This is a genomic window from Streptomyces sp. NPDC047043, assembly GCF_040644055.1.
Lineage (GTDB): Bacteria > Actinomycetota > Actinomycetes > Streptomycetales > Streptomycetaceae > Streptomyces.
The window spans coordinates 81,423-104,288 of the sequence record NZ_JBEYVO010000043.1 but is presented as its reverse complement, the minus strand read 5'-3'; the positions used below and the strand labels follow the sequence as shown (position 1 = coordinate 104,288).

Genomic DNA, 22,866 nt, shown 5'->3' with positions numbered 1-22,866 from the left:
TGGCGGGGGTGTTTGGGGGGGGGGGGGGGGGGGGGGGGGGGGGGGGGGGGGGGGGGCGCCCCCCCCCCCCCCCGCGGCCGGTGACGGGTCCCGCTCCGCGCGCCCCCGTCCCGCCATCCGCCGGCCGGCGTCCACCGGAGGCCGCGGCCCCGGGGCGACGGGCGTGACGGGCCGCAGCAGCGGCGCCTCGGCGCGGACCGGCGAGGCCGGACGTGGAGCCGGGTCGAACGGGCCCCGCTCCGTGCGTACGACGGTGCGCTCCCGTTCCGTGTGCGTACGGGTCTCGGCGACCGCCGGGCGCGGTGCGTCCGGCGGCGGTACGGCCGCCGGCGCGGTGGCCGGCCACAGCAGCGCGTCCTCGTCCGGTGCCGGTGCGGCGGCCCGTACCGCCTCGACCCGCTCGAACGGGCCGGGCAGCCGGGGCCGTACCCGCGCCGCGGCCGGTCTCGGGGCGGCGTGCCGTGCCAGCAGCCGATCGAAGAAGTCGGGGCCGTCCGGCGCACCCTGGGTGTCAGACATCGGCACACAGCTCCAGGTAGTAGCGGCGCCGCGTCGGGCTGAGCGCCAGGATCTCCGGCTCGGTCCAGCCGTAGGCGGTGGCGAGCAGATGGACGTCGAGCAGTACGTCCCGTGCCCAGGCGTCCAGTTCGGTCCACAGGTAGGAGGCGATGTCGAGTTCGGATCGGGTGGCCTCGCCGCACTCGGGGCAGGCGACGTTGAGCGCCAGGTCGGCACCCGGGTCGGCGGCCTCGACGGCTTCGGCGATCCGGCGCTGCACCGGCGCGGGCAACTCCCCCGCCGGTACGGCCGTCCCGTGGTGCACGGCCGAGACCAGGCACCGGGCGAGCAGCGCGGCACGCGGGTGCGCCGAACGGGCCGCGGTCTGCAGGTCGGCGACCCCGGGCAGCCTGAACTCGACGTCCCAGCCGTCCTGTTGCACCCGCACGACAGACTCACCCGAAGAGCCCACCGACCCCGCGAGCTCCCCGGCGTCCAGGTCGAACTCCATGTCCGCCCCGCACGCGGCGCACTCCAGCCGCACCTGCATCCGCTCGCCGAACAGCGCCCGGCGCAGCGCGAACAGGTCCGCCTCGCGCTCGCCCACCGGAAGCTGCGGCAGCCTCCCGGTGTCGACCTCCGGACGCGCCGTGCGGTGCAGCAGCAGCGCCCGGCCGACCGGCGGCTCGCCGAGCCCCGCCTCCCAGGCGGCCAGCAGTTCGGCCGCCCCGGTGATCGCCATGCCCCTCCCCGTTTCCCTCGGAGCCCGTGTCATATCCCCGGCCAGGCATCGCGCGCCCGGCCGGGGATATGACAGGGGCTCTCAACTACCAGCTGTTCATGCCGGGTTGAGGAACGACGGCTCCTCGGGCTCGGGCACCTCGTAGTCCCGCTCCCAGCCCTCGCACTCGAGCTTCAGCGACTGGATGGCCACCGCGTTGGCGTTGGCGTCCAGCTCGCCGAGGACCTGGTACTCGCTCGGCCAGGTCCGGTAGAGCTTGTGCGAGACAGCCACCTGGCCGGCCTCGTTGAGGACCTGGATGACGATGTCCTTGCGGAAGTCCGCGAGGGACACCTCCGAGCCGAGCCCCGCGCCGACCTGCCAGACCTTGTTGGCCCAGCGGTCGAACTCGGGGTCGTGGGTCACCCCGCGCTCGAGGGTGATGCCCTCGAACTCGGAGCGGCCCGGCGACTTGCGCGGGGAGGAGGGGTCGCCGCCGTGACGGTGCTTGACGACCTCCGTGGTCCGCTTCAGCGGACTGATCTTGCTGATGCCGGCGACCGTACGTCCGTCCCACAGGACCAGGAACTTGAAGTTCTTGTACGGGTCGAAGCGATGGGCGTTGACCGTGAACTCAGCCATCGATTTCCTTCAGCTCTCCGAGATTGACGGGCCGCTAGAGAGCGAACTGCCCGGACGTCTGCTGGATCTTGACGACCACGAACTCGGCCGGACGGACCGGCGCGATGCCCACGAGCACGTTGACGACGCCGTTTTCGACGTCCTCGTCGGTCGTGGTCTCGCTGTCGCACTTGACGAAGTACGCCTCGCGCGGGGTGCTGCCCTTGAAGGCCCCCTGGCGGAAGAGCGTGTGCAGGTACGAGGAGGCGGACAGCCGGATCTGCTGCCACAGGCTCTCGTCGTTGGGCTCGAACACGACCCACTGCAGGCCGCGTTGGAGGCTCTCCTCCACATGCAGCGCGAGCCGTCGCACCGGCACGTACTTCCACGCGCTGTCGAGGGCGTCGGAACCCTCCAGCGTGCGCGCGCCCCACACCAGCGGGCCGGTGAGCGGGAAGGTGCGCAGGCAGTTCACGCCGAGCGGGTTGAGCAGCCCCGTCTCACGGTCCGTCAGATCGACGGTGAGCGAGTGCACTCCGACGAGCTGCGCCTCCGTACCGGCCGGTGCCTTCCAGACACCGCGCTCGGAGTCGGTGCGCGCGATGACGCCGGCGACCGCGCCGGACGGCGGGAAGGCGCGCAGCCGCCCGGTGAGCGGGTCGGTGAGCTGGATGTGCGGGAAGTACAGGCCGGCGTGGTTGCCGCGCACGGGGTCGAAGGCGGACAGCCCGGCCCGTGCGGAGTCCACGCTCACCCAGGTGCTGGGCGCGTCGACCAGCAGGAAGATCCGCCGCTCCTCGCACAGCCGCTGGGCGGCCGACACGACGGTGAGCGCGTCCTCGGTCTTCTCGTACGAGGCGAGCTCCGGCAGCGAGAGCAGGTTGACGTCGGCCACCCCGCGCAGCGCCTGGATGCCGGTCTTGTCGGCCTCGGAGCCGATGAGGTCGCGCGGACCCGGCGCCGCGCCGTCCTCGCCGCCCTCCAGCGGGAACACCGGCGGGTTGACCGAGGCCTCCAGGCCCAGGTCGTTGGCGCACTCGCCGAGGAAGCGGACGACGTCCTCGGGGTCGGTGGAGCCCGCGACCACCTGGATGCGGCGGCCGAAGACGGTGACCTCGACGCCGGCGAAGGCATGCTTGCCGGGCGCGTCGGGCAGCGCCCGCAGCTTGCGCTCGAGCAGCAGCGCCAACTCGGCCACGGAGGACGGGGCTTCGCCGTCGCAGTCGGGGTCGTAGAGCTTGAACTCGCGCTCCACGTCGCCGATCTTCACCGTCAGGTCGACGGCGAGGTCGGGCAGTTCGTGCCCGAACGGCTTGGAGACGGTGCCGGACGGGTCGGGGCGGCCCTCGCCGACGACCTCGACGCGGATCAGCCGCGAGCCCGCGTTGATCACGGTCGGCGCGTAGTTGCCGCTGCCGGCGTCGGTGGACAGGCCGGTGAAGCTCTCGCGGGCGTCGCCCTTGGCGTCGTAGACCCGCAGGTTGAAGGTCTCGTCGGGGCAGGGCGTGTCGTAGTCGACGGCGACGCGCAGACCGTTGCCCCACACGCCGGGTTCCTTGGCGTGGACCTCGAGGACCCGGCTGGAGCTGTGGCCCTCGGTGGACTCCAGGACGACGCAGGCGGCCTTGCCGCTGCCCGCCTTGGCGACCCGGACGATCACGGCGACGGAGCCGCCGTTGCCGAAGAACTGGTGGACCGCGTAGGCGAGCGGGCTCTGCGCGCTCAGACCGCCGAAGCGCCGCTCGAAGTCGGCGAACCCGGTGACGCGCACCGGCTCGTTGAGCGGACCGCGCCGAGTGTGCCCCACGAAGGCGGTCACCGAGGTCGTCACGGCGGAGATGGTGCGGGTGCTGCTGGGAAGCTCTTCGACGTAGACGCCCGGATATGTCGGCCTCGCGGCGCTCACGGCATTCGTCGGCATTCCCCCTCCTATCCCTACTCAGGCACCGGTTGGCAGGCACCAAGAGGCGGCAGAGGGAGAGGTCTCGCTCACGGCACGCGGCAGTCCGCCGACACGCCCTGTTCGCGCCGGCCCGCGCACCCCGTATCAGTTCCCCCGTCAGTGCCCCGGACGGACGGCCGCCCGGGTCAAGCACACACGCTTGTGACTCCTGATGCTCAAGTGCTCAACCCACCTTGGGGAGTTGGGCGTTGCAGGAGCAAGGCAGGTTTACGCCAGTCCGAAAGGAGGTTCGATGAAGGAGGCCCAGTACGACCCGCACACGATGCGCACGTGTCGGAACAGCTGGTTCACAGATTCCACACAGCGCATGGTGCAGCAGAATGGACCCCATGTCCCGACGTACCTCGCAATCCCGGCGGCAGCACGGCTCCGCCCCAGTTCACAAGCCCTCCTGCCCTTGCGGTCTTGCGGAGACGTACGAAAGGTGCTGTGGCCGATTCCACCGGGGTGAGGCCACGGCCCCGACCGCCGAGACACTGATGCGTTCGCGCTACAGCGCTTTCGTGAAGCGCAACGAGGCGTATCTGCTGCGGACTTGGCACCCGCGGACCCGTCCCGCACAGGTCGACTTCGACCCCGGGATGCGCTGGACGGGCCTGGAGATCCTGGACACGGCCGACGGCACGGCCTTTCACGCCACCGGGACGGTGACGTTCCGGGCGTCCTTCAAGGGCGGTTCACTGCACGAGCGCAGCCGGTTCGAGCGGGTCGACGGGGCATGGGTGTACGTGGACGGGGAGTTCCTCACCGATTAGAGACGGCCGAGTTCCGCGTGGAGCCGGACGCAGGTGTCCGTGCCGCGGTGCAGGCGGGCGAGGGCGAAGCGCTCGTTCGGGGCGTGGATGCCGTCGTCGGGGAGGCCGAAGCCCAGGAGCAGGGTCTGGACGCCCGTCGTCGCGGCCAGGTCGCTCACGAAGGGGATCGAACCGCCCGAGGGCAGCAGCAGCGGTGCGCGGCCGAAGACGGGGGCGGCGGCCCGGCACGCGGCGGCGACCTCCGGACCGCCGAGGTCCAGGGCGTACGGCGGGCAGGCGGCCAGGACCGTCAGCCGGCCGCGGACGCGGTACGGGATGTGCTCGGCCAGGTGACCGCGCAGCGCTCGGACCACGCTGTCCGGTCGCTGGCCGGGGACCAGACGGATGCTCAGCTCGGCGGTGGCCCTGCGCGGGATCGCGGATCTGGCCGCCGCGCGGAGGGCCGTGACGACGAGGGCCGGGCGGACGGTGGCGCGCTCGAAGGCGGAGTGGCCGGGTTCGCCGTGTCCGAAGGGGACTCCGGCCGGGGCGAGGAGCTGCCGGTCGGTGGGTCCGTCGCGGGCGAGGCGGGCGCGGGCGGCGGGGCGCAGGGGCCGTACGCCGTCGTGGAAGCCGTCGATCGCGATGCGGCCGTCGGGCCGGTGCAGGCTCGCCACCAGGGCGCACAGGGCGCGGGCTGGTTCGGCCACGGCGCCGCCGAAGGCGCCCGCGTGCAGGTCGGTCGCGGGGCCGGTCGCCTCGATACGTACGGCGAGGGAGCCGCGCAGGCCGGTGACGAGGACGGGGGTGTGCGGGTCCCGCATCCGGGTGTCGGAGACGACGGCGAGGTCCGCGCTGAGGTGACGCGGGCGGCGGCGCAGGTCGTGCCGGAGCGTGGGACTGCCGATCTCCTCCTCCCCGTCGAGGACGACCCGCACATTCACGGGCGGCCCTCCGCTCGCCGACCAGGCCTCGATCGCCGCGAGTTGAGCGACGAGCTGCCCCTTGTCGTCGCTGGCGCCGCGCGCGTGCACGTACCCGTCGCGGACCACCGGACGGAACGGCTCGGTGGTCCAGGCGGTGCGGGGTCCGGCGGGCTGGACGTCATAATGGCCGTAGACGAGCACCACGGGGGCGCCCGGTCGCCGCATCCATTCGCCGGTCACGAGGGGCGCGACGCGGCCGGGGCGCACGGCGACCGAATCGAGCCCGATGCGCCGCAGGTGCCGGGCGAGGAGTGCGGCGCATCGGTGCATGTCGGCGCGGTGGGCAGGCGCGGCGCTGACGGTGGGGTACCGCAACAGCTCGCAGAGGAGGGCGAGCGTGCGGGGGCGCCGGGCGCGGGCGAGACGGAGGGCGGCGGCGGTGCGGTCCCGGCCGAAGGGTGGCGCGGGGCGGGCCGGGTCGACGCGCTCGCGGCCCGGGAGCTCGGCCGGGTCCGAGCAGCCGACGTCGGCATACTCCCGCCCGACGGACGGGACACCCCTCGAGCGGGCCGTGCGATCACCTCCTGACTGCGGACGGCACGCGGGCGGACCACGTCGATGCGCTCACCCCTGTGTGCCGGAAGACGCCCGTGCGGTCGGACTCCGTGCCCCGGGCGGGGGCTCGGCCCACCTCGGCGGGCCGAGCCGTGTCCCTGTATGCCCGGCGCACATGGTCCGTCCCGGCAGCACGGCCTCGGATCACACCCGCGCCCCGTTGAGCGGCGCGGGAACCCGGCCCCTCGTGCCCGCGCCCGGACCGCGGACCGCCGGAGGTGCCGGTGGGCGCGGGCGGGTGACGCGCTGGGCGCCGGCCACGGGAGCGGCGGAGCGGTCCCACGGCATGCCGCGGCGGTCCTCCTGGCGGACCGCGACGCCGAGCGACTGGGCGCTGGTGAGCCACTCCTCCGAGCTCTCGGCGATCTCCAGCAGCAGCGTCTCGAACTTCGCCCGCTGGGTCTGGAGGATGTGCGGCTGGGCGAGCCAGCGCATTACCTCACGGCCCGCGATGGCCATGCGCTGCCGGGGCGAGGTGACCAGACGCTCGCCGAAGTACTGGGCGAGCACGATCTCGACGACGTCCCAGGCGGTGTCGGCGCCGTACAGCCGCTTGATGTCGTCGGAGCCGAGGATCCGGTACGCCTCGTCGAGGAGCTGCATGACCTCGACGCGGAGCACGTTGACATGGCCGTACGAGGTGAACTTCAGGTTGTTGCGCAGATCCAGGCCGGCCCGGCGGACGACGGCGATGCTGCCGAAGCTCGGGTCGTACGCCCGCTCGCGCACCACGTCCGCGATCCGCTTGTCGCGGTGGAACAGGGCGACCTGGTTGACGAAGTGCTCGAACAGTCCGTGGAAGTCGCTGTTGGCGCGGGAGCCGGCCGGAACCGGAGCCCGGCCGTACCCGAACGCCCGCCGGTAGGCGGCCAGTCGGTCCCGCCGGGTGTAGCGCAGCACTTCACGCCGGTCGAACTGGTAGAGCGCATACGCGCCCGCGCCGCTCGACAGGTACACGGCGCCCGCGCGGAACAGCTCCTGGAGCTTCTGCACGGCGCGGAACACGCCGATCATCTCGTGCTGGTAGATGTAGTAGAGGTCGGCCATCGCCACGAGCCGCTCGGACGACACCGTCTCGTCGTACGGCTCGATGGCCTGCGGCAGCCGCGTCTTGCCGAGCGCGTCGGCGGCCTGCTCCCCGATGCCGACCAGCTGGGCGAGGCCCTTGTCCGGCGGCGGCTTCTGCTCCAGGTCCGCCTTGACCGCGGACTGCAGCAGGTCGTCGATCTGCTTGGTGAGCACGTCCGCCAGCTGCGGATCCGAGACTAGCTGCGCGGACAGCCGGTCGGTGACGGTCTCCCGGAGGGCCGCGATGCGGTCGAGGAAGGCCTGGTAGTCCTGTTCGTTCGCCATGGGTCTCCTCCGTCAGGTCGTCAGGGCCTCGACCGTGTTGCTGCGGATGCCGCCCGGGTTGATGAGGGTGACCACCCAGGTCAGGTCGTCGTCCGGGGGCAGCGGGTCGAAGGTCGCCACCGCGCGGCCGGGCCGGCCGGTGTTCACGGCGTCGCGCGAGAGGAGGACCGGCAGGTCCGGGTCCTCGACCGCGGAGAGTTCCGCCGTGGCGCCCGGCAGGAAGCCGCGCCCGACCAGGGTGACGTCCAGCTCACCGGATTCGCCGACGCTCACGTCGTTGACGAAGATGATGAACGGCGGCTCGGTCCGCTGCACCGCCCGGGCCAGCGACACCGTGTCGTCGAGCTGTTCCTCCAGCTCCTGCAGGGCGCGCCGCACGCGCGGCGTCCGCATGCCGTCCGGCAGCCGCTCTCCGCCCGGCATGGTGCCGTGCCGGGTGAGCTGCCGGGTGCGGTGCACCAGGTCGGCGAGCTGGGTGAGGACGCCGGTGATGGCTATCACCCCGTCCTTGCCGGCGTCCCGGATCAGCCTCGGCCCCTCTTCGGTGGCGACCCGGCTCACCCAGTCCAGCAGGTCCGACAGGAGGATCGACGGCGGTTTCGGCTCGGTGCCCCTGGCCGGGAACTCCAGCCTGATCGTCTGTCGCTGTGCCGCGTCGATGAAGACCGAGTCCAGGGTGAAGACCGTCTCCTCGACGGACTGCGCCACCACGTCCAGGCTGCGGGAGAGCCGGATGAGCACGGTGCCCAGCGAGGTGTCCGACGTGGTGTCGTCGAACAGCCTGCGGTAGCCGTCCCAGCCGGCCCTGAGGGCGAGGACATGGTCGACGACGATGCGGAAGTTGGTGACGATCCGCTCCTCGTCGAGGGTGCCCACCCGGCTGGTGGTCAGGCCGAACCGGTCGCGCAGCTGCAGCAGTTGACCGCCGATCGCGTCCGGGTTGAGGGCGCTGCCCGGCCCGATCAGCAGGGTGAACAGCTCGTCCACCCGCTGGATGCGCGGCCCGCCCTCGACGGCCAACTCGTCGACCAGCTCGCCGAGTTCGGCCCGGACGATGGTGCGGATCGCCTCGGTGTCCTGCGGGTCGGCGGCAGGGTCCAGCGGTGTGAGCCCGTCCAGCAGCGGAGTGATCTGCTCCAGGGCGTTCTTCGCCCGGTTGTAGATGCTCGCCTGTGCTCCGGTCAGCGCGCCCAGGTCGGCCTGGACGGCGTAGCCGCGCGGATGCCAGGTGAACTCCGTGTGCCCCTGTACGTCGCGCAGCTCGAAGGCGCCGTTCAACGCCGCCTGAAAACCTGAGGTGTTGGAGCCGGGGCGCCAGCCGAGCACGTCCCGCAGGGCGCCCTCGACGATCTGCCCGTAGCCGGCCGAGCGGTCCCCGCCGCCGGCGATCGGAGCACGTCCGCCACCGCCGATCTCCTCCGTCAGGACCGGGAAGGCGGACAGGTCGGAGAGTTCCCTCTTGATGGGTGACGGGTTCTTGTGGGAGTCGCTCCCGGACGGGCGTACGACGGTGAAGTCGACGACGGGCTCGGAACTCACCTTGACGGTGGCCCACTCCCCCGGTTCCCCGTCCTCACCGAGGACGCAGACCCGGTAGGTGCCCGCCGTACGGACGGAAATCCGGTAGCCACCGCTTCCGTCCGTCCTGGCGCTGCCGACCCGGACCTTCTCGTCCGCGCTGTAGAGCACCACGTTCATGCCCTCGACCGGATCGCCCGCCCGGTCGCGCACATGCCCCGTGACCGCGCGTTTCTCCGGGCCACGGAGGCCTCCCGGCGGCCCGCCGTCCGGGGCCGGGGCGAACCTGAAGTGCTCCGACAGGTCCTCCGCGGAACCGGGCGAGGCCCGCAGGGCGGTCCTTCGGTACTTCGGATCGACGGTGACCGGCCGGCCACCGCACCGCGCCCCGGACACGTCGACGACGGCGATTCCGACCATGCCCTCCTGGACCTGGTCGAAGAAGCAGAGGCCGGTGTCGTCGGTGCGCCGCCGCTCGGGCTGCAGGCCCTCCCGGCCGTCGGCCCGGGTCAGTTCGAAGACGACTCCGCTCACGGGCATGGCGTTCACCGCGGCCCTGATGACGAGACGGGCGTGCACGGCCCGGTACTCCACCGTCACGGGCCCCCCGTGTCCCACCTCGGCCTTCTTCAGGATCTCCAACGGCTGGTGCGCCTCGGTCGGGTGCGCCATGATCTCGATGCTCTCCTCCTTGCTGGCCACATGGATGTACCCGTCGGACCTGCTGGTGTACGAGGTGCCCTGCACGTCGACCGCCGCGCCCGGCACCGGTTGTCCGTCCCGCGTCTGGGCCCTGAGCGTGACGAGCCGTTCGCCGATGTCGGGGAGCAGCAGGGCCTGCACCTCCGTGCCGGTACCGGGCGGCACCACCAGTTCCGCGGGGTCGCCGTCGCCGAGGACGCGCAGTGCGGCGAACGCGGGCGGAGCGGTCCCCGGCTTGACGGCGACCGTGTAGGTGCCGGCCGGCAGCTTCTCGTACGCGACGAGCCCGTACTCGTCCGACGGACCCGCCTCGATCGGCGGCCGGTCGCCCGCGTCCTTGGCCCCGCCCTTCTTGCGGAGTTCGAGGAAGACACCCTCGGGCGTCGGCCAGGTGTCCGTTTCCGGCACCAGGCCCTCCTCCGCGCTGGGACCGAGGAAGACCTGGATCGTGAGCTTGGGCATCGTGCTCTCCTTCCTCTCCAGGTCAGCGGCCGGTGCCGGACGTGGAGCACGGGCTGGTCTGCGCGGCGATCTCCTGCCAGTAGGCGAGTGTCGCCGGAAGCACGTCGCTCCAGAGCGACTGCTGGCACGCCTGGACGCAGCGGACCACCTCGTCCGCCCAGGCGCCCGCCTCCCGGCCGTGTTCGCCGCCGAACGCGCCCAGTTCGGCGAGGCGTTCGGGCGCCGCGAGCTGTGCGACCAGGACGCGGCCCAGGAGGTTGACGTACGACTGACACAGGGCGACGGACGAGGCGTCGGCGCCGTGCAGGGCGGTGGCCGCGCGTTCCACCGCACCCGTGGTCTCCAGCACCGCGTTCCCCACGACGTCCACCAACACCACGTCCTGGCACCGGGGTTGGTCGGACACCGCGATCAGTTCCAGTTCGCGCGCGGTGTCGCGCAGGCGGTGCAGGGCCGCCGTGAGGGCTGCGTGCGCGGACTGGACGGTCACCGTCATCGCCTCGCCAGTTCCGTGTAGAAGTTGCGGGTGATCACGCCCGGGCGGGCGAGGCCGCGGTCGAGAGCGGATCGGGTGGCGCCGATCAGGAAGCGGGCCGGGATGATGCCGGGGTCGGTGCCGGCGGCGAGACGTTCGGCGGCCTCCAACTGCATCGCGTACTCCTTGGTGCCGAAGGGCAGCACCTGGGTGAGGCTGCGACGGCCGAGCTGCGGGAAGGGACGGAAGCAGAGCGCGTCGACGACCGCCGGGTGCGCGGCCTCGAAGGTGGCGACCAGCTCGCGGGGCAGGGTCCCGGCCCGCGGGTCCGGATAGATGGACGCCCACAGGCGGCCGTAGCGGTCGGCCTGCTCCGGAAAGCCCGTGCGGCGCAGCAGTTCGATCGAGATCCAGGCCCGGAACCAGGGCGTCGGGTGCGGGCCGAGCGGGCTGTACGTCAGCACGGTCCGCGGCGAGCGGCCGATCACGTCGAGCAGCGAGCCGACCACCGCGGGGCCGCCGAGCAGCAGGGCGCACAGGTCGGCGTAGATCTCACGGTTCCAGCGCACCCAGGTGCGGACCACGGCCGGCGGGCAGCCCTCGTCGAGAAGACGGCGTGCGATCGCGCGGGGTACCGCCGCGTCGAGTCCCAGGTCGCTCTGGAGGTTGTGGGAGACCTCGTGCAGGACGGCGCCCAGGGTCCAGGGGTTGACCAGGCGGTGGTAGGGGAGTTGGACCAGCGGGAACGGGTTGAGGCGGCGGCCGAGGCGGCGCAGCGGGATGCCGCGGCGGAAGGTCGCCGGAGAGAAGCCCGTGCGCATGAAGGAGAACGGGGGCGGGGCGGGCAGCGGCTTGGCCTCGCCCACGCCGAGATATGCGGCCTGGTAGCAGGACAGAGCGATGCGGTCGCAGGAGAGCAGGGCGTCGGCGAAGACGGACTGCCGCTGCCCGAAGAGCTCGAAGTAGAAGTCCCAGATCCGCTCGACCTCGCGGACCCAGTCGTGCGCCCGCTCCTTCGCGGCGAGCAGGCTCTGCAGCCGCCGGGTGTCCGGCCGCGCCGCGGCGCTGCGGGCCAGCCCCCGCACCTGCTCGCTCTGCCGCAGCAGTTCGGTGCGCAGCCGGCTCAACAGGGCGTTCACGGCCTGGAGATGACCGGCGGTGGGCGCCGCGGCCCCGGCACCGAACTCGCCCGGCCGGAAGGGCCGCAGGGCGGCCGCATGCCGGGTGACGTTCAACCCCTGGGCACGCAGCCAGGGTTGCCGCACGGCCACGGCGTCCGGCACACGACGGGCAGCCCGACCGGACTGCACAACCGCGGTACCGGGATCCGGCGTACGGACCGGCTTCCCGGAGCGGCGGGTCCCGGCACCGGGCTCGGACATCTCCGCCGGCCCTGCCCGGCCGGGGCGGACGCGCTTGCCGGCCGTCTCAATCGCCGTACCGGGCGCCGACGTTCGTGCGCCACCCGCCTGACCGGCACGGACCCGCCTCCCGGAGGCGGCTCCCATCCGGACCCGGTCGGCCGGAGCCCGACCGGTCCGCATCCCCGGGGCGCCCATCGCGGCACCGAGATCCGACATCGCGGCCCGGGGCGTTCCGGCTCCGGGGTTCGGTGGCCTGGCCTCGGCGGCTGCGGCAGTGCGCGTCCGCTTCCGGGGGCGAGCCGTCCCCGTGCCGGGGCCCGCCGGTCCGGGCTGGTCGGCGGAGGGGGTGGGCGCGGTCATGGCCGGCCTCCGGTCAGATGCCGTACGGCCCGCGTGGGCGGACCGGGCGGTAGGCGGGCACCGGCACCCACGCGACGGACATCGGCGGCAGGCCGGTGGGGCGGCGGCGCGGGCCATAGCCACGGCGTGGGCCTGCGGCGGCCGTCGGCCGCGCCCGCACGACGGCGCTCGTCGGGCCCGCCGCCACCGATCGGGCGGCCGCCGCCGAGACCGGCGCCACGCCGGGCGCACCGGACCGTACGGCCCGGTGGTAGCGGCGGTCGACGGCCCGGGCCCGGCGCAGCACCGCGCGGCGGCGGCGCGGGTCGGACAGGACGGCGGCCGTCTGCCCGGCCAGGGTCCGGATCGCCGAGCGCGCGGTGACCGGGCGGCCCTGCGCGACCTGGCGGGCCAGGCTGCGCGTGGTGCGTACGGCGATGGTGGGCAGCGCCCGGACCAGGGGCCGGGTCGCGGGGTTGCGGCGCAGGGTGCGGGTCACGCCCGCGAGGCCGCGGACCAGTTGCGGGGCGCTGCGGATGACGGCGGGCGCGGCCCGGCGGACCAGACCCACGGCGATGGGCGCGAGGGCGCCGATGAACGCCTCGGCCTCCGCTTCGGACTCGGCCTCGGCGGCGGCGTGCCCCAGGTGCTCCATCAGGGCGTCCGGGTAGACCCGCCGCAGCGGGTTGGTCATCCCCTCGCCCTCGTACTCGAACTCGTGGAGCGACTCGTCCTCGTAGAGGGACTCCTCCTCGAACTCGCCCTCGTACAGGGCCTCGTCCTCAAACTCGCCCTCGAACTCGCCCTCCGCCTCGAAGAGATACTCCTCCTCGGCGTCGCCACCGGTCAGCGCACCCAGCGCCGAGCGGGCCGCACGGCCGGCCAGTCCGGCGAGCGAGGAGAGGAACTCCTCGCCCTCGTCCTCGTACAGGCTCTCCCACTCCCCCTCGAGTTCGGGGAGCGGCGCCGCGCCGGACGCCCTGGGACCGGCACCGTTGGTGATCGTGCTCATGGCCGCAGTCCTTCCTCTGCCTCAGCGCAGGGCCGCGTAGCCGGGGCGGCGGGGCCGTGCGCCCGCGTAGGGGCGGCGGGTGCGGGCGGCGGGCGACGCGGCGCGGACCGCGGTGGCCGCACGCACGTTGCGCTGCAGCGCGCGGGTGGTCTGCTGCGGGCTGCCGAGCACCCGGCGGGTCTGCCCCGCCATCACACGCGCGGCGGTACGGCGGTCCGCGGGCCGTCCGGCGGCGGCGCGGGCGCCGAGCACACGGGCGGTACGGCGGACGATCAGCGGCACGGCGCGCACGGCGGGCCGGGTGGCTCGCTGTCGGCGCAGCAGCCGGGTGAGCACGCAGGTGGCGCGGACCAGATGGGGCAGCAGCCGGCGCAGTACGGCCCGGTCCCGGGCGGACAGCGCGCTCACGGTGGCGGCGCCGATCATCGCCTCGGCCTCGGCCTCGGTCTGGGCCTGTGCGGCGACCGCGGCCATCATCTCGGCCATCGCCTCCTGCTGGGTCAGCGGCCGGGCCGTCTCCTCCTCGGCCTCCGCCTCGAACTCGTCCTCGCCCTCCTCCTCGTAGAGGTACTCCTCCTCGAACTCGCCCTCGCCCAGGGCCCCGGCGGCTGCCCTCCCGAGCGCACCGCCGAGCGGCCCGCCGATCGCGGTGCCCACCATCGGGGCGGCGACGCGGGCTACGCGGCGCAGGATCGGGGCGGCGCGGCGGACGAAGGAGCGGATCCGGCGGAAGAAGGCCTCTTCCTCGAACTCGCCCTCGTACTCGCCCTCCCACTCGCCCTCGTACTCCTCCTCGAACTCGCCCTCGCCCTGGCCGAGGAGGCCGCCCAGGGCACCGGCGATCCGGCCGAGGAACTCCTCGCCCTCGCCCTCCTCCTCGTAGAGGTACTCGTCCTCCTCCTCACCGGCGCCCTCGAACTCGCTCTCCAGGGCGGCTTCGTCCTCGTACTCCAGCTCGGCCTGGCGCATCTGCATCGCCGCCTCTCGTCACGCGGTCGGACAACTCACCCTGTGCGCTCGGAAGTTGGGGCACCAGTCACACGTCCTGCGGTCGATCGGACCGGTCGCGTTCGGATGAGCGTCCCTCGGACGTGCTACACGCAAATGGGGCACAGCGCGGTCGCACCCGCTGTTAAAGTGCGCAGCATGCCGACTGGCGTGGAACCGGGTGAGGTTCCGGTCCGCTGAGGCAAGGGGGCTGGCGATGAAGGACGGGGCAGGCACCGGACTACTGGCCAGGGAGGAGACCGGCGCGGAAGTCGAGGCGCTGGCGGTGGAGTTGATCGGGAAGCTGGCCGCCGCCGACGGGCATGTCCTGCTGGACCTGGAGATCGACGGCGTGCGCTGCCTGGTCCTGCGTGGCGAACGGACGGGCCCCGTCTCTTTACTGAGCCCGCGCGAGCTGGAGATCGCCCGCATGGTCGCCTGCGGCCACCCCAACAAGACGATCGCCTCGGTGCTGGAGATCAGCACCTGGACGGTGGCGTCCCATCTGCGCCGCATCTTCGTGAAGCTGGACGTGACGTCCCGGGCGGCGATGGTGAGCCGGCTGACGTCGGGAGATCAGCAACTGGGGCCTGATCCCGTCGAACTGACGCAACCTCAGCTGATGCCGGAGGGGTAGCACCATGGTGTCCCGATGGGACCGCCGGTCCCAGGCGGACGGTGCGAACTGGCTCGAGATCTACGGTGAGAGCGATCCCGTCTCCGTCCCGCTGGCCAGTCTGTTCCGCACCGACCCCTCGCAGGAGTTCGCCGCGTATCTCTACGTCTGGACGCTCGGGTACACGGGGGACGCGCCGGACAGGGCGGAGGTCCGACTGCTGTTCCCCGCGGTCGACCGCTGGCGGGTGAAGGACGTCCAGGCGCTGGTGTACCACCTGCCTCCGGTGCAGGAGGAGCGGGAATGGCGCACCGCTCTGGCCGAGGATCTGAACGCGCTCGCTCCGGCGGTGGGGCCGGCCGGGGAGATAGCGGCCAACGTGACCCCGCTGCCCGGACTCAGCGCGGCCTCGGCCGCCATCGCCCACCTGAAGATGCGCAGCGCGCCGCAGGTCGGCAGGGACGCCTGGTTCGTGCGCAGGATCCACCGGGTCGTGGACGGGGCGCCGTACTACGGAGTCGAGTGGACGCTCCCCGGCAAGCTCCTCCAGCAGGTCGGCACCCGGGTCACCGGGGCGCTGCTCGTGCAGTACTTCACCGCCGAGCCCGTGCGCGGCGGCGGCCGGCCGGGCGGTGCGCTCCTCTCCCACGCCAGGCTGACCGTCGAGGGCGGGCCCGTCGACCTGCCGGCCGGATCCTGGCCGGACGACGCCACGGTAGACGACTTCGTCATGCTGCCCCTCAGCGTGACGGCGCAGGGCACGGACGGGTAGCCGCCCACAGCTTCCCGCCCTTACGGCGCCAGGATGTCCAGCTCCTGAAGCGCCCCCACCGTGATCTCCCGGGTCAGTTCCTCCGCGCGGGCCGCGTCGCCCTCCCGCACCGCCTCCGCGACCTGGACGTGCAGCGTCACGGCCGCCGGGTCGGGGTCCTCGAACATGACCTCGTGGTGAGTGCGGCCGGCGAGGACCTCGGCGACGACGTCGCCGAGGCGGGCGAACATCTCGTTGCCCGACGCGGCGAGGATCACCCGATGGAAGGCCATGTCGTGGACGAGGTACGCCTCCAGCCTGTGGCCGCGCGAGTTGGCGACCATGCCGAGCGCGCACTCGGTGAGCTCGGCGCACTGCTCGGGGGTGGCGTGCTTTGCGGCGAGGCCCGCCGCGACCGGCTCGACCGCCGAGCGCAGGACGGTGAGGGAGCGCAGCTGGCGGGGGCGGTCGGCGCCCTCCAGACGCCAGCGGATGACCTGCGGGTCGTAGACGTTCCACTCGGACTTCGGGCGGACGGTCACGCCCACCCGGCGGCGCGACTCGACCAGGTGCATGGACTCGAGCACACGGACCGCCTCCCGCATCACCGAACGTGACACGTCGAAACGCTGAGCCAGCTCGTCCGTGCGCAGAACGCTGCCCGGCGGGTACTCGCCCGCGGTGATCGCGGGGCCGAGGGAGTCCAGTACATGGCCGTGCAGCCCCCGGCCCGGTGTGCTCATGCACTCAGCGTACGGGGCACGTCATGCCCATAAAAAGTCAGACTTATTCATCACAGGGTCTTGAATTCGTCGTACCTAATCGGTTTCAGTTGCGTCGACATCACGTGTCGACGAGGACAGCGAGGCAGCAATGACCACCCCCCATGTCGTCGTGGTCATGGGCGTCGCGGGCACCGGGAAGACCACCATCGGTCCCCTGCTCGCGGCCCGGCTCGGCGTTCCGTACGCCGAGGGCGACGACTTCCACCCGCAGGTCAACATCGACAAGATGTCGGCCGGCACCCCGCTCCAGGACGAGGACCGGTGGCCGTGGCTCGACGCCATCGGTGCCTGGGCGCACGGGCGGGCCGGGCTCGGCGGGGTGGTCAGCAGCTCGGCGCTGAAGCGGTCGTACCGCGACCGGCTCCGGGCCGCCGCCCCCGGTGTCGTCTTCGTGCACCTCACGGGCGACCGCGCCCTCATCGAGGAGCGGATGTCGCACCGGCAGGGCCACTTCATGCCCACGGCGCTGCTCGACTCCCAGTTCGCCACGCTGCAGCCGCTGCAGCCGGACGAGGCAGGAGTCGCGGTGGACGTCACCGGCAGCCCCGAGGAGATCACCGAACGGGCCATGAAGGCGCTCGCCGCACTCCCCCACGCAACCCGATAACACCTCCCCCTGTCCCCGTACCTGCAAGGGAACCCCCGTGACCAGACTCAGCGTCGAGATGCTGGCAGCGGACGCACCGGAGCCGATCACCTCGGCCGGCCACGCTCAGCTGGGCATCGCCGTTCTGGTGGGCATCGCCGTCATCGTCCTGCTCATCACCAAGTTCAAGCTGCACGCCTTCCTGTCCCTGACCATCGGCTCGCTGGTGCTCGGCGCCGTCGCGGGGGCCCCGCTGGACAAGGTGATCACCAGCTTCACCACCGGGCTCGGCACCACGGTCGCCGGCGTGGGCGTGCTGATCGCCCTCGGCTCGATCCTCGGCAAGATGCTCGCCGACTCGGGCGGCGCCGACGAGATCGTCGACACGATCCTCGCCAAGGCGGGCGGACGGGCGATGCCCTGGGCGATGGTGCTGATCGCCTCGGTGATCGGTCTGCCGCTGTTCTTCGAAGTCGGCGTCGTGCTGCTGATCCCGGTCGTGCTGATGGTCGCCAAGCGCGGCAACTACTCGCTGATGCGCATCGGCATCCCGGCGCTGGCGGGTCTGTCCGTGATGCACGGTCTGGTCCCGCCGCACCCCGGCCCCCTGGTCGCGATCGACGCGGTCAAGGCCAACCTCGGCGTCACGCTGGCGCTCGGCGTCCTCATCGCGATACCGACGGTGATCATCGCCGGTCCGCTGTTCTCGAAGGTCGCCGCCCGCTGGGTGGACGTCCCGGCGCCCGACCGCATGATCCCGCAGCGCGCCTCCGAGGACCTGGACAAGCGCCCGGGCTTCGGCGCCACACTGACCACCATCCTCCTGCCGGTCGTCCTGATGCTCTCCAAGGCGCTGGTCGACATCGTCATCGACGACCCGACGAACCTCACCCAGCGCGTCTTCGACGTCATCGGCTCCCCGCTGATCGCCCTGCTCGCGTCCGTGCTGCTGGGCATCTTCACGCTGCTGCGGCCCGCCGGGTTCGGCAAGGAGAACCTCACGCCCCTCGTCGAGAAGGGCCTCGCCCCCATCGCCGGCGTCCTGCTGATCGTCGGCGCGGGCGGCGGCTTCAAGCAGACGCTGATCGACACCGGTGTGGGCCAGATGATCCTGGACATCTCCAAGGACTGGTCGATCCCGGCGCTGCTGCTCGGCTGGCTGATCGCGGTGATCATCCGTCTGGCGACCGGTTCGGCGACGGTGGCGACGGTCTCGGCGGCCGGTCTGGTCGCCCCGCTCGCGGCCGACATGTCGACCACCCACACGGCCCTGCTGGTCCTCGCCATCGGCGCCGGTTCGCTCTTCTTCAGCCATGTCAACGACGCCGGGTTCTGGCTGGTGAAGGAGTACTTCGGCCTGAGCGTCGGCCAGACCGTCAAGACCTGGTCCGTCATGGAGACGATCATCTCGGTGGTCGCGGGCGGCCTGGTCCTCCTCCTCTCACTGGTCATCTAGGGGTACGGGAATGAGTCACCCTCTGTTCGACATCAGTGGCCGCACGGCCCTGGTCACCGGTTCCAGCCGGGGCATCGGGCTCGCCCTCGCCCGCGGTCTCGCGGAGGCCGGCTGCACGGTGGTCCTCAACGGAAGGGACGCTGACCGCCTCGCCAAGGCGGCCGGTGAACTGCCCGGCGACGTCCACACGGCCGTGTTCGACGTGACCGACGGCCCGTCGGTGGCCGCCGGCATCGCGGACGTCGAGGAGCGGGTCGGTCCGCTCGACATCCTCGTCAACAACGCGGGCATGCAACTGCGCGCCCCGCTCCTGGAGTTCACGGACGGCGACTGGCACCGCATCCTGAACACCAACCTCACCAGCGCGTTCCTGGTCGGCCGCGAGGCCGCCCGCCGGATGACGGAGCGCGGCCACGGCAAGATCGTGAACATCTGCTCGCTGCAGAGCGAGGTGGCCCGCCCCGGCATCGCGCCCTACGCGGCCACCAAGGGCGCCCTGAAGATGCTCACCAAGGGCATGTGCGCGGACTGGGGTCCCCACGGCGTCCAGGTCAACGGCCTGGGCCCGGGCTACATCGAGACGGAACTGACCAGGCCCCTCGTCGAGGACGAGGAGTTCAGCGCCTGGGTGCACCGCCGCACCCCGGCCGGCCGCTGGGGCACGACCGAGGACCTGGTGGGCGGGGTGCTGTTCCTCGCCTCGTCGGCCGCGGACTTCGTGAGCGGCCAGGTGCTGTATGTCGACGGCGGAATGACGAGCGTGCTGTGAAAGGGGCTTCGGGGATGCTCGGTTGTGTGATCCACGCTCAGGACGACCTGCGCGTCGAGGAGTTGCCGGTCCCGGAGCCGGGGCCCGGTGAGGCACTGATCGCCGTCCGCTACGGCGGCGTCTGCGGCTCGGACCTGCACTACTGGCGGCACGGCGGGGTCGGCGACTTCCGCCTCAAGGAACCGATGCTGCTGGGCCACGAGGTGGTGGGCACGGTCCTCGCGTACGGTGCCGGGGCGTCAGGTCCCCTTCCCGGTACGGCCGTTGCCGTGCACCCGGCGACGCCGTGCGGCGCCTGCCCCGAGTGCGTGGACGGGCGGCGCAACGTCTGCCGGGACACCCGCTACCTCGGCAGCGCGGCCCGCTTCCCGCACGTCCAGGGCGGCTTCGCGGCCCAAGTCGTCGTACCGGCCGAACAGTTGAGGCCGCTCCCGGAGGGCCTGGCGCTGCGGCGGGCGGCACTCGCCGAACCCCTCTCCGTCGCCCTGCACGCCGTACGCCGGGCGGGCGACGTGACCGGCAAACACGTCCTGGTCACCGGTGCCGGCCCCATCGGCTGCCTGGTGGTCGCGGCGGCCAAGGCCGCGGGCGCCGCACGGGTGACGGTCACCGACCTGCTCCCGGCGGCCCTGGAGTACGCGCGGATCGCCGGCGCCGACACCCTCGTACGGGCCGACGATCCGGAGGACGCCGGGTGGCCGGCCGAGGTGGACGTGGCCGTGGAGGCGTCCGGGGTGGCCGCCGGGCTGGACACCTGTCTGCGTCTGGTGCGGCGCGGTGGGGTCGTCGTCCAGCTGGGGATGCTGCCGCCGGGGCCGAGCCCGTTCGCCGGGAACCTCGTCGTGAGCCGGGAGATCGACCTGCGGGGCGCGTTCCGCTTCGACACGGAGTTCGACCAGGCGCTGCGGCTGCTGGCCGCCGAGCCGGCGTTCGACGGGCTGGTCAGCGCGGTGGTTCCGGTGACGGACGCGGAGCCGGCGTTCGCCCTGGCGGCCGATCGCAGCCGTTCCTGCAAGGTGCTGCTGGACTTCGGCACTTCCTGAACATCCACTAACGATCAGCAAAAGACGGCTTCCCCGACGGCACGGTCGGCCCGATGATGAGGAGACCCCCTGGACCACGGGCTCCAGGGGCTTTCCGTGTCGGGGGGCGTCATGGCGGTTTCCCTCGGGATGCGCATCTCGGGGCTGCTCGTGGTCGGAGCGGTGGCGGTGGCCGTCGCGGCCTTCGGCGGTGACGGAAGTGGCGGGCCGGACCGTGGGGGCCGGGAGGGCACAATCGTGACCGTCGGTCCGTCGGACAGCCCGCGTGCCCATGGGTCGTCCGCCTCCCCCACTCCCCGGACCTCACCCGCCGGGGAGGCGAGCGGCACGGTCGGCCCGGGCGGCCCGCACCACACCCACACCACCACACCGCCCCCGAGCAGCGCCTCCCCCACCCCTTCCGCCGGCAACAAGCCCCTCCTGAGCCCCGGTTGGCTCCCACGGGGCCCCGTCTCGCCCAACGCCGACGCCGTACCGGACCCGTCGAGCGTCTACGACCGCCTTCGCGACCCCGCCCGGTGCCGGGCCGCCCTCAAGGTGATCCCACCGGTCTCCGCGGACCCGGAGTGGCGGGTGCTGCGGGCCCTCGCCACCGCCTGTCTGGCCGTCCAGGGCAAGGGCGGCAGCTGGGAGACCGCGGCCCGGGAGTACACCGCTCTCGCGGGCAAGGCCGACACCTGCAAGGGCCGCGCCGCCTACGCCGTACTGGGCGGGCTGCTGGACTTTCACCGGCAACACCCCGACGCCACCGTGCAGTTGCAGGCCTCGTCGGGCGGCACGCCCGCGTGCGCCTACCGGATCGCCGGGGTGGACAGGGACGAGGCCCAGCCGGGCGACACGGTCGGGATCGAGCTGCGCGGCACCTACTTCGACCATGCCGAACTGCTGCGGTACGGCAGCGTGTTGATCGGCGGCAGGCTGCTGCCCGGGCCACCGGTGCCGCGGTCCGAGTCGGGTGACGAACTGGTGCTGTCCGCCGTCGTCCCGGCCCTGGACGGCTACCCGAAGACCGTCGACGTGGTCGTCCGGTACGGCGCCGTCGAGGTCCGGCTCGTGGACGCGTTCACCGTCGTGGCGCCGAACGTGCTCCCGTCGCCGAGCGTGCCGTCAGGGACGCCACAAGGGATGCTCTCGTTCGGCCCACTCCCGGCTCACCTTCCCCGTCCGTAGCCCCTGCCGCGCCTGCGGATCACCGATCGCCATGCCGATGTGCCCGGCGAGGACGATGCCGATGGTCAGGGCCAGCCAGTCGTGGACGAAGGTCGCGCTGGTGCGCCACATCAGCGGGGTGAGGTGGGTGAACCACATGATCAGCCCCGTGCCGAGCATCACCAGCGACGCCCCGGCGATCCAGGCCGCGTAGACCTTCTGCCCCGCGTTGAACTTCGCCGCCGGACGCTGCGACTGCCGCTTGTCCCGGCGCAGGGCCGCACGCAGCCAGATCTTGTCGTGCGGGCCGAAGCGGTTCAGATGCCCCAGGTCGGCTCGGAAGTGGCGGAAGACGAGACCCACGAGAACCGGCACCGGCAGGGCGAGCCCGGCGCACTCGTGCACACGGACCACCAGCTCACGGCGGCCGACCAGTTCGGCGAGCTCCGGGACGTACAGGAAGGCGGCCGTGACCACGCACACGCCCATCAGCGCGGCCGTCGTGCGGTGCACCCACTTCTGCACCGGGCCGAACCTGCGGATCTCGGTGACCGGCGCGGTGTGCGCCTCAGCTCGTAGGGTCATCGTCCCGCCCGTTCGACTTGCCGACCCAGGCGTCGACGTCGTAGCCCCGCTCCTCCCAGTAGCCCGGCTTCACGTCCTCGGTGACGGTGATGCCGGAGAGCCACTTGGCGGACTTGTAGAAGTACATGGGCGCCACATACAGGCGGACCGGGCCGCCGTGGTTGTGGCCGATGTCCTTGTTCTGCATGCGCAGCGCGACCAGGACGTCGGAGCGGCGGGCCTGTTCGAGGGTGAGGCTCTCGGTGTACGCCCCGTCGAAACAGGTGAAGCGCACCGCCCCGGCCTTGGCCCGCACCCCCGCGGCGTCCAGCAGCCGGGACAGGCGCACCCCTTCGAACGGCGTGTCCGGCACCCGCCAGCCGGTCACGCACTGGACGTCCTTGACCAGCTTGGTCTGCGGCAGGGCGCGCAGGTCGTCGAGTGTGTAGGTCTTCGGGTGGTCGACCAGGCCGTCCACCGTGAGCCGGTAGTTCGAGGCGTTCTTGTGCGGTACGGAGGAGGTCACCGAGTAGTACCGGAAGCCGCCGCCGTTGGGCAGCAGACCCGTCAGGCCGGTGGGGTCCTTGTCGGCCGCGGCGCCGAGGAAGCCCTCCAGCGCGCGCTGCAGCGTGGGCGCGGCGACCACGCCGAGGGCGCCCAGACCGATGGTGCCGAGCAGCACGCGCCGGCCGACCGGAGTGCCGCGTTCCTCGGGCGGCTCCGGCTCGCCCGGTTCCTCGGGTTGTTCGGGGTTCACGTACCCATTCGAACACCCGCGACCCCGGCCGGGCCAGGAATCGCGGGTGCTCGTCAGGGTTCCGTAATCACTTCTTACGGCGTTCTCAGAAACCCGGGTC

The 22,866-nt window shown here is 72.6% G+C and carries 22 protein-coding genes; 9 read left to right on the top strand and 13 right to left on the bottom strand.

Annotated elements, in window-relative coordinates; genetic code table 11:
- Nucleotides 1-511: 511 nt before the first annotated feature.
- From ABZ880_RS46950 to ABZ880_RS46940, 3 genes are all read right to left on the bottom strand, one after another.
- Nucleotides 512-1,240, bottom strand: coding sequence for a hypothetical protein (locus tag ABZ880_RS46950; RefSeq protein WP_361277168.1), 729 nt, complete (start codon nt 1,238-1,240; stop codon nt 512-514).
- 96 nt (nt 1,241-1,336) lie between these two features.
- Entirely contained in the window at nt 1,337-1,861 is a 525-nt protein-coding gene (locus tag ABZ880_RS46945) for a phage tail protein (RefSeq protein WP_004003113.1), read from the bottom strand.
- Nucleotides 1,862-1,895: 34 nt separating this feature from the next.
- On the bottom strand, nt 1,896-3,761 hold the full coding sequence (locus ABZ880_RS46940; protein ID WP_361277167.1) for a phage tail sheath subtilisin-like domain-containing protein: 1,866 nt from the start codon (nt 3,759-3,761) through the stop codon (nt 1,896-1,898).
- Between the two features lie 371 nt (nt 3,762-4,132).
- On the opposite strand from ABZ880_RS46940, the gene ABZ880_RS46935 reads away from it, so the two are divergent.
- Nucleotides 4,133-4,558: a YchJ family metal-binding protein gene (locus ABZ880_RS46935; RefSeq protein WP_361277166.1), complete on the top strand. Its 426-nt coding sequence runs from the start codon at nt 4,133-4,135 to the stop codon at nt 4,556-4,558.
- Here ABZ880_RS46935 and ABZ880_RS46930 read toward each other — a convergent pair.
- Nucleotides 4,555-5,838: a M20/M25/M40 family metallo-hydrolase gene (locus ABZ880_RS46930; RefSeq protein WP_361277165.1), complete on the bottom strand. Its 1,284-nt coding sequence runs from the start codon at nt 5,836-5,838 to the stop codon at nt 4,555-4,557. The genes ABZ880_RS46935 and ABZ880_RS46930 overlap by 4 nt on opposite strands.
- On the opposite strand from ABZ880_RS46930, the gene ABZ880_RS46925 reads away from it, so the two are divergent.
- Complete coding sequence (locus tag ABZ880_RS46925) at nt 5,788-6,051, top strand: hypothetical protein (protein WP_361277170.1); 264 nt, start codon at nt 5,788-5,790, stop codon at nt 6,049-6,051. The two genes, ABZ880_RS46930 and ABZ880_RS46925, sit on opposite strands and share 51 nt — an antisense overlap.
- Nucleotides 6,052-6,222: 171 nt before the next feature.
- On the opposite strand, the gene ABZ880_RS46920 is transcribed toward ABZ880_RS46925, so the two are convergent.
- From ABZ880_RS46920 to ABZ880_RS46895, 6 genes are all read right to left on the bottom strand, one after another.
- Nucleotides 6,223-7,431: a hypothetical protein gene (locus ABZ880_RS46920; RefSeq protein WP_361277164.1), complete on the bottom strand. Its 1,209-nt coding sequence runs from the start codon at nt 7,429-7,431 to the stop codon at nt 6,223-6,225.
- 12 nt (nt 7,432-7,443) lie between these two features.
- On the bottom strand, nt 7,444-10,113 hold the full coding sequence (locus tag ABZ880_RS46915; RefSeq protein ID WP_361277163.1) for a carboxypeptidase-like regulatory domain-containing protein: 2,670 nt from the start codon (nt 10,111-10,113) through the stop codon (nt 7,444-7,446).
- A 22-nt stretch (nt 10,114-10,135) separates the two neighbouring features.
- Complete coding sequence (locus ABZ880_RS46910) at nt 10,136-10,609, bottom strand: hypothetical protein (RefSeq protein WP_361277162.1); 474 nt, start codon at nt 10,607-10,609, stop codon at nt 10,136-10,138.
- Nucleotides 10,606-11,859, bottom strand: a complete 1,254-nt coding sequence (locus ABZ880_RS46905) for a hypothetical protein (RefSeq protein WP_361277161.1) — start codon at nt 11,857-11,859, stop codon at nt 10,606-10,608. The genes ABZ880_RS46910 and ABZ880_RS46905 overlap by 4 nt, the downstream gene beginning before the upstream one ends.
- Before the next feature lie 466 nt (nt 11,860-12,325).
- Nucleotides 12,326-13,303: a hypothetical protein gene (locus ABZ880_RS46900; RefSeq protein ID WP_361277160.1), complete on the bottom strand. Its 978-nt coding sequence runs from the start codon at nt 13,301-13,303 to the stop codon at nt 12,326-12,328.
- 21 nt (nt 13,304-13,324) lie between these two features.
- Entirely contained in the window at nt 13,325-14,278 is a 954-nt protein-coding gene (locus ABZ880_RS46895) for a hypothetical protein (protein ID WP_361277159.1), read from the bottom strand.
- A gap of 229 nt (nt 14,279-14,507) precedes the next feature.
- Between ABZ880_RS46895 and ABZ880_RS46890 the strand changes: the two genes are divergently transcribed.
- Both ABZ880_RS46890 and ABZ880_RS46885 read left to right on the top strand, forming a co-directional pair.
- Nucleotides 14,508-14,927: a LuxR C-terminal-related transcriptional regulator gene (locus tag ABZ880_RS46890; RefSeq protein WP_361277158.1), complete on the top strand. Its 420-nt coding sequence runs from the start codon at nt 14,508-14,510 to the stop codon at nt 14,925-14,927.
- A gap of 4 nt (nt 14,928-14,931) precedes the next feature.
- Complete coding sequence (locus tag ABZ880_RS46885; protein WP_361277157.1) at nt 14,932-15,678, top strand: hypothetical protein; 747 nt, start codon at nt 14,932-14,934, stop codon at nt 15,676-15,678.
- Nucleotides 15,679-15,698: 20 nt separating this feature from the next.
- On the opposite strand, the gene ABZ880_RS46880 is transcribed toward ABZ880_RS46885, so the two are convergent.
- On the bottom strand, nt 15,699-16,400 hold the full coding sequence (locus ABZ880_RS46880) for a FadR/GntR family transcriptional regulator (RefSeq protein ID WP_361277156.1): 702 nt from the start codon (nt 16,398-16,400) through the stop codon (nt 15,699-15,701).
- 130 nt (nt 16,401-16,530) lie between these two features.
- On the opposite strand from ABZ880_RS46880, the gene ABZ880_RS46875 reads away from it, so the two are divergent.
- The 5 genes from ABZ880_RS46875 to ABZ880_RS46855 all read left to right on the top strand — a co-directional run bounded on the left by ABZ880_RS46875 (nt 16,531) and on the right by ABZ880_RS46855 (nt 21,466).
- Nucleotides 16,531-17,049 carry a gluconokinase gene (locus tag ABZ880_RS46875; protein ID WP_361277155.1) on the top strand — a complete coding sequence of 173 codons (519 nt, stop codon included), beginning with the start codon at nt 16,531-16,533 and terminating at the stop codon, nt 17,047-17,049.
- Between the two features lie 37 nt (nt 17,050-17,086).
- Nucleotides 17,087-18,484, top strand: a complete 1,398-nt coding sequence (locus ABZ880_RS46870; RefSeq protein WP_361277154.1) for a gluconate:H+ symporter — start codon at nt 17,087-17,089, stop codon at nt 18,482-18,484.
- Between the two features lie 10 nt (nt 18,485-18,494).
- Complete coding sequence (locus ABZ880_RS46865; RefSeq protein ID WP_361277153.1) at nt 18,495-19,253, top strand: SDR family oxidoreductase; 759 nt, start codon at nt 18,495-18,497, stop codon at nt 19,251-19,253.
- A gap of 14 nt (nt 19,254-19,267) precedes the next feature.
- Nucleotides 19,268-20,296 carry an L-idonate 5-dehydrogenase gene (locus ABZ880_RS46860; protein WP_361277152.1) on the top strand — a complete coding sequence of 343 codons (1,029 nt, stop codon included), beginning with the start codon at nt 19,268-19,270 and terminating at the stop codon, nt 20,294-20,296.
- Nucleotides 20,297-20,407: 111 nt separating this feature from the next.
- On the top strand, nt 20,408-21,466 hold the full coding sequence (locus tag ABZ880_RS46855; RefSeq protein ID WP_361277151.1) for a hypothetical protein: 1,059 nt from the start codon (nt 20,408-20,410) through the stop codon (nt 21,464-21,466).
- On the opposite strand, the gene ABZ880_RS46850 is transcribed toward ABZ880_RS46855, so the two are convergent.
- Nucleotides 21,404-22,030, bottom strand: a complete 627-nt coding sequence (locus ABZ880_RS46850) for a cytochrome b/b6 domain-containing protein (protein WP_361277150.1) — start codon at nt 22,028-22,030, stop codon at nt 21,404-21,406. The genes ABZ880_RS46855 and ABZ880_RS46850 overlap by 63 nt on opposite strands.
- Nucleotides 22,014-22,766, bottom strand: coding sequence for a molybdopterin-dependent oxidoreductase (locus tag ABZ880_RS46845; protein WP_361277149.1), 753 nt, complete (start codon nt 22,764-22,766; stop codon nt 22,014-22,016). The genes ABZ880_RS46850 and ABZ880_RS46845 overlap by 17 nt, the downstream gene beginning before the upstream one ends.
- Between the last annotated feature and the right edge of the window lie 100 nt (nt 22,767-22,866).

What these genes read in the sequence shown, in the direction of transcription:
- ABZ880_RS46855 (WP_361277151.1), top strand. Translation starts at nt 20,408, where the DNA reads ATGGCGGTTTCCCTCGGGATGCGCATCTCGGGGCTGCTCGTGGTCGGA.
- ABZ880_RS46910 (WP_361277162.1), bottom strand. Translation starts at nt 10,609, where the DNA reads ATGACGGTGACCGTCCAGTCCGCGCACGCAGCCCTCACGGCGGCCCTG.
- ABZ880_RS46880 (WP_361277156.1), bottom strand. Translation starts at nt 16,400, where the DNA reads ATGAGCACACCGGGCCGGGGGCTGCACGGCCATGTACTGGACTCCCTC.
- ABZ880_RS46885 (WP_361277157.1), top strand. Translation starts at nt 14,932, where the DNA reads ATGGTGTCCCGATGGGACCGCCGGTCCCAGGCGGACGGTGCGAACTGG.
- ABZ880_RS46850 (WP_361277150.1), bottom strand. Translation starts at nt 22,030, where the DNA reads ATGACCCTACGAGCTGAGGCGCACACCGCGCCGGTCACCGAGATCCGC.
- ABZ880_RS46950 (WP_361277168.1), bottom strand. Translation starts at nt 1,240, where the DNA reads ATGGCGATCACCGGGGCGGCCGAACTGCTGGCCGCCTGGGAGGCGGGG.
- ABZ880_RS46900 (WP_361277160.1), bottom strand. Translation starts at nt 13,303, where the DNA reads ATGAGCACGATCACCAACGGTGCCGGTCCCAGGGCGTCCGGCGCGGCG.
- ABZ880_RS46945 (WP_004003113.1), bottom strand. Translation starts at nt 1,861, where the DNA reads ATGGCTGAGTTCACGGTCAACGCCCATCGCTTCGACCCGTACAAGAAC.
- ABZ880_RS46915 (WP_361277163.1), bottom strand. Translation starts at nt 10,113, where the DNA reads ATGCCCAAGCTCACGATCCAGGTCTTCCTCGGTCCCAGCGCGGAGGAG.
- ABZ880_RS46860 (WP_361277152.1), top strand. Translation starts at nt 19,268, where the DNA reads ATGCTCGGTTGTGTGATCCACGCTCAGGACGACCTGCGCGTCGAGGAG.
- ABZ880_RS46895 (WP_361277159.1), bottom strand. Translation starts at nt 14,278, where the DNA reads ATGCAGATGCGCCAGGCCGAGCTGGAGTACGAGGACGAAGCCGCCCTG.
- ABZ880_RS46935 (WP_361277166.1), top strand. Translation starts at nt 4,133, where the DNA reads ATGTCCCGACGTACCTCGCAATCCCGGCGGCAGCACGGCTCCGCCCCA.
- ABZ880_RS46865 (WP_361277153.1), top strand. Translation starts at nt 18,495, where the DNA reads ATGAGTCACCCTCTGTTCGACATCAGTGGCCGCACGGCCCTGGTCACC.
- ABZ880_RS46875 (WP_361277155.1), top strand. Translation starts at nt 16,531, where the DNA reads ATGACCACCCCCCATGTCGTCGTGGTCATGGGCGTCGCGGGCACCGGG.
- ABZ880_RS46940 (WP_361277167.1), bottom strand. Translation starts at nt 3,761, where the DNA reads ATGCCGACGAATGCCGTGAGCGCCGCGAGGCCGACATATCCGGGCGTC.
- ABZ880_RS46920 (WP_361277164.1), bottom strand. Translation starts at nt 7,431, where the DNA reads ATGGCGAACGAACAGGACTACCAGGCCTTCCTCGACCGCATCGCGGCC.
- ABZ880_RS46890 (WP_361277158.1), top strand. Translation starts at nt 14,508, where the DNA reads ATGAAGGACGGGGCAGGCACCGGACTACTGGCCAGGGAGGAGACCGGC.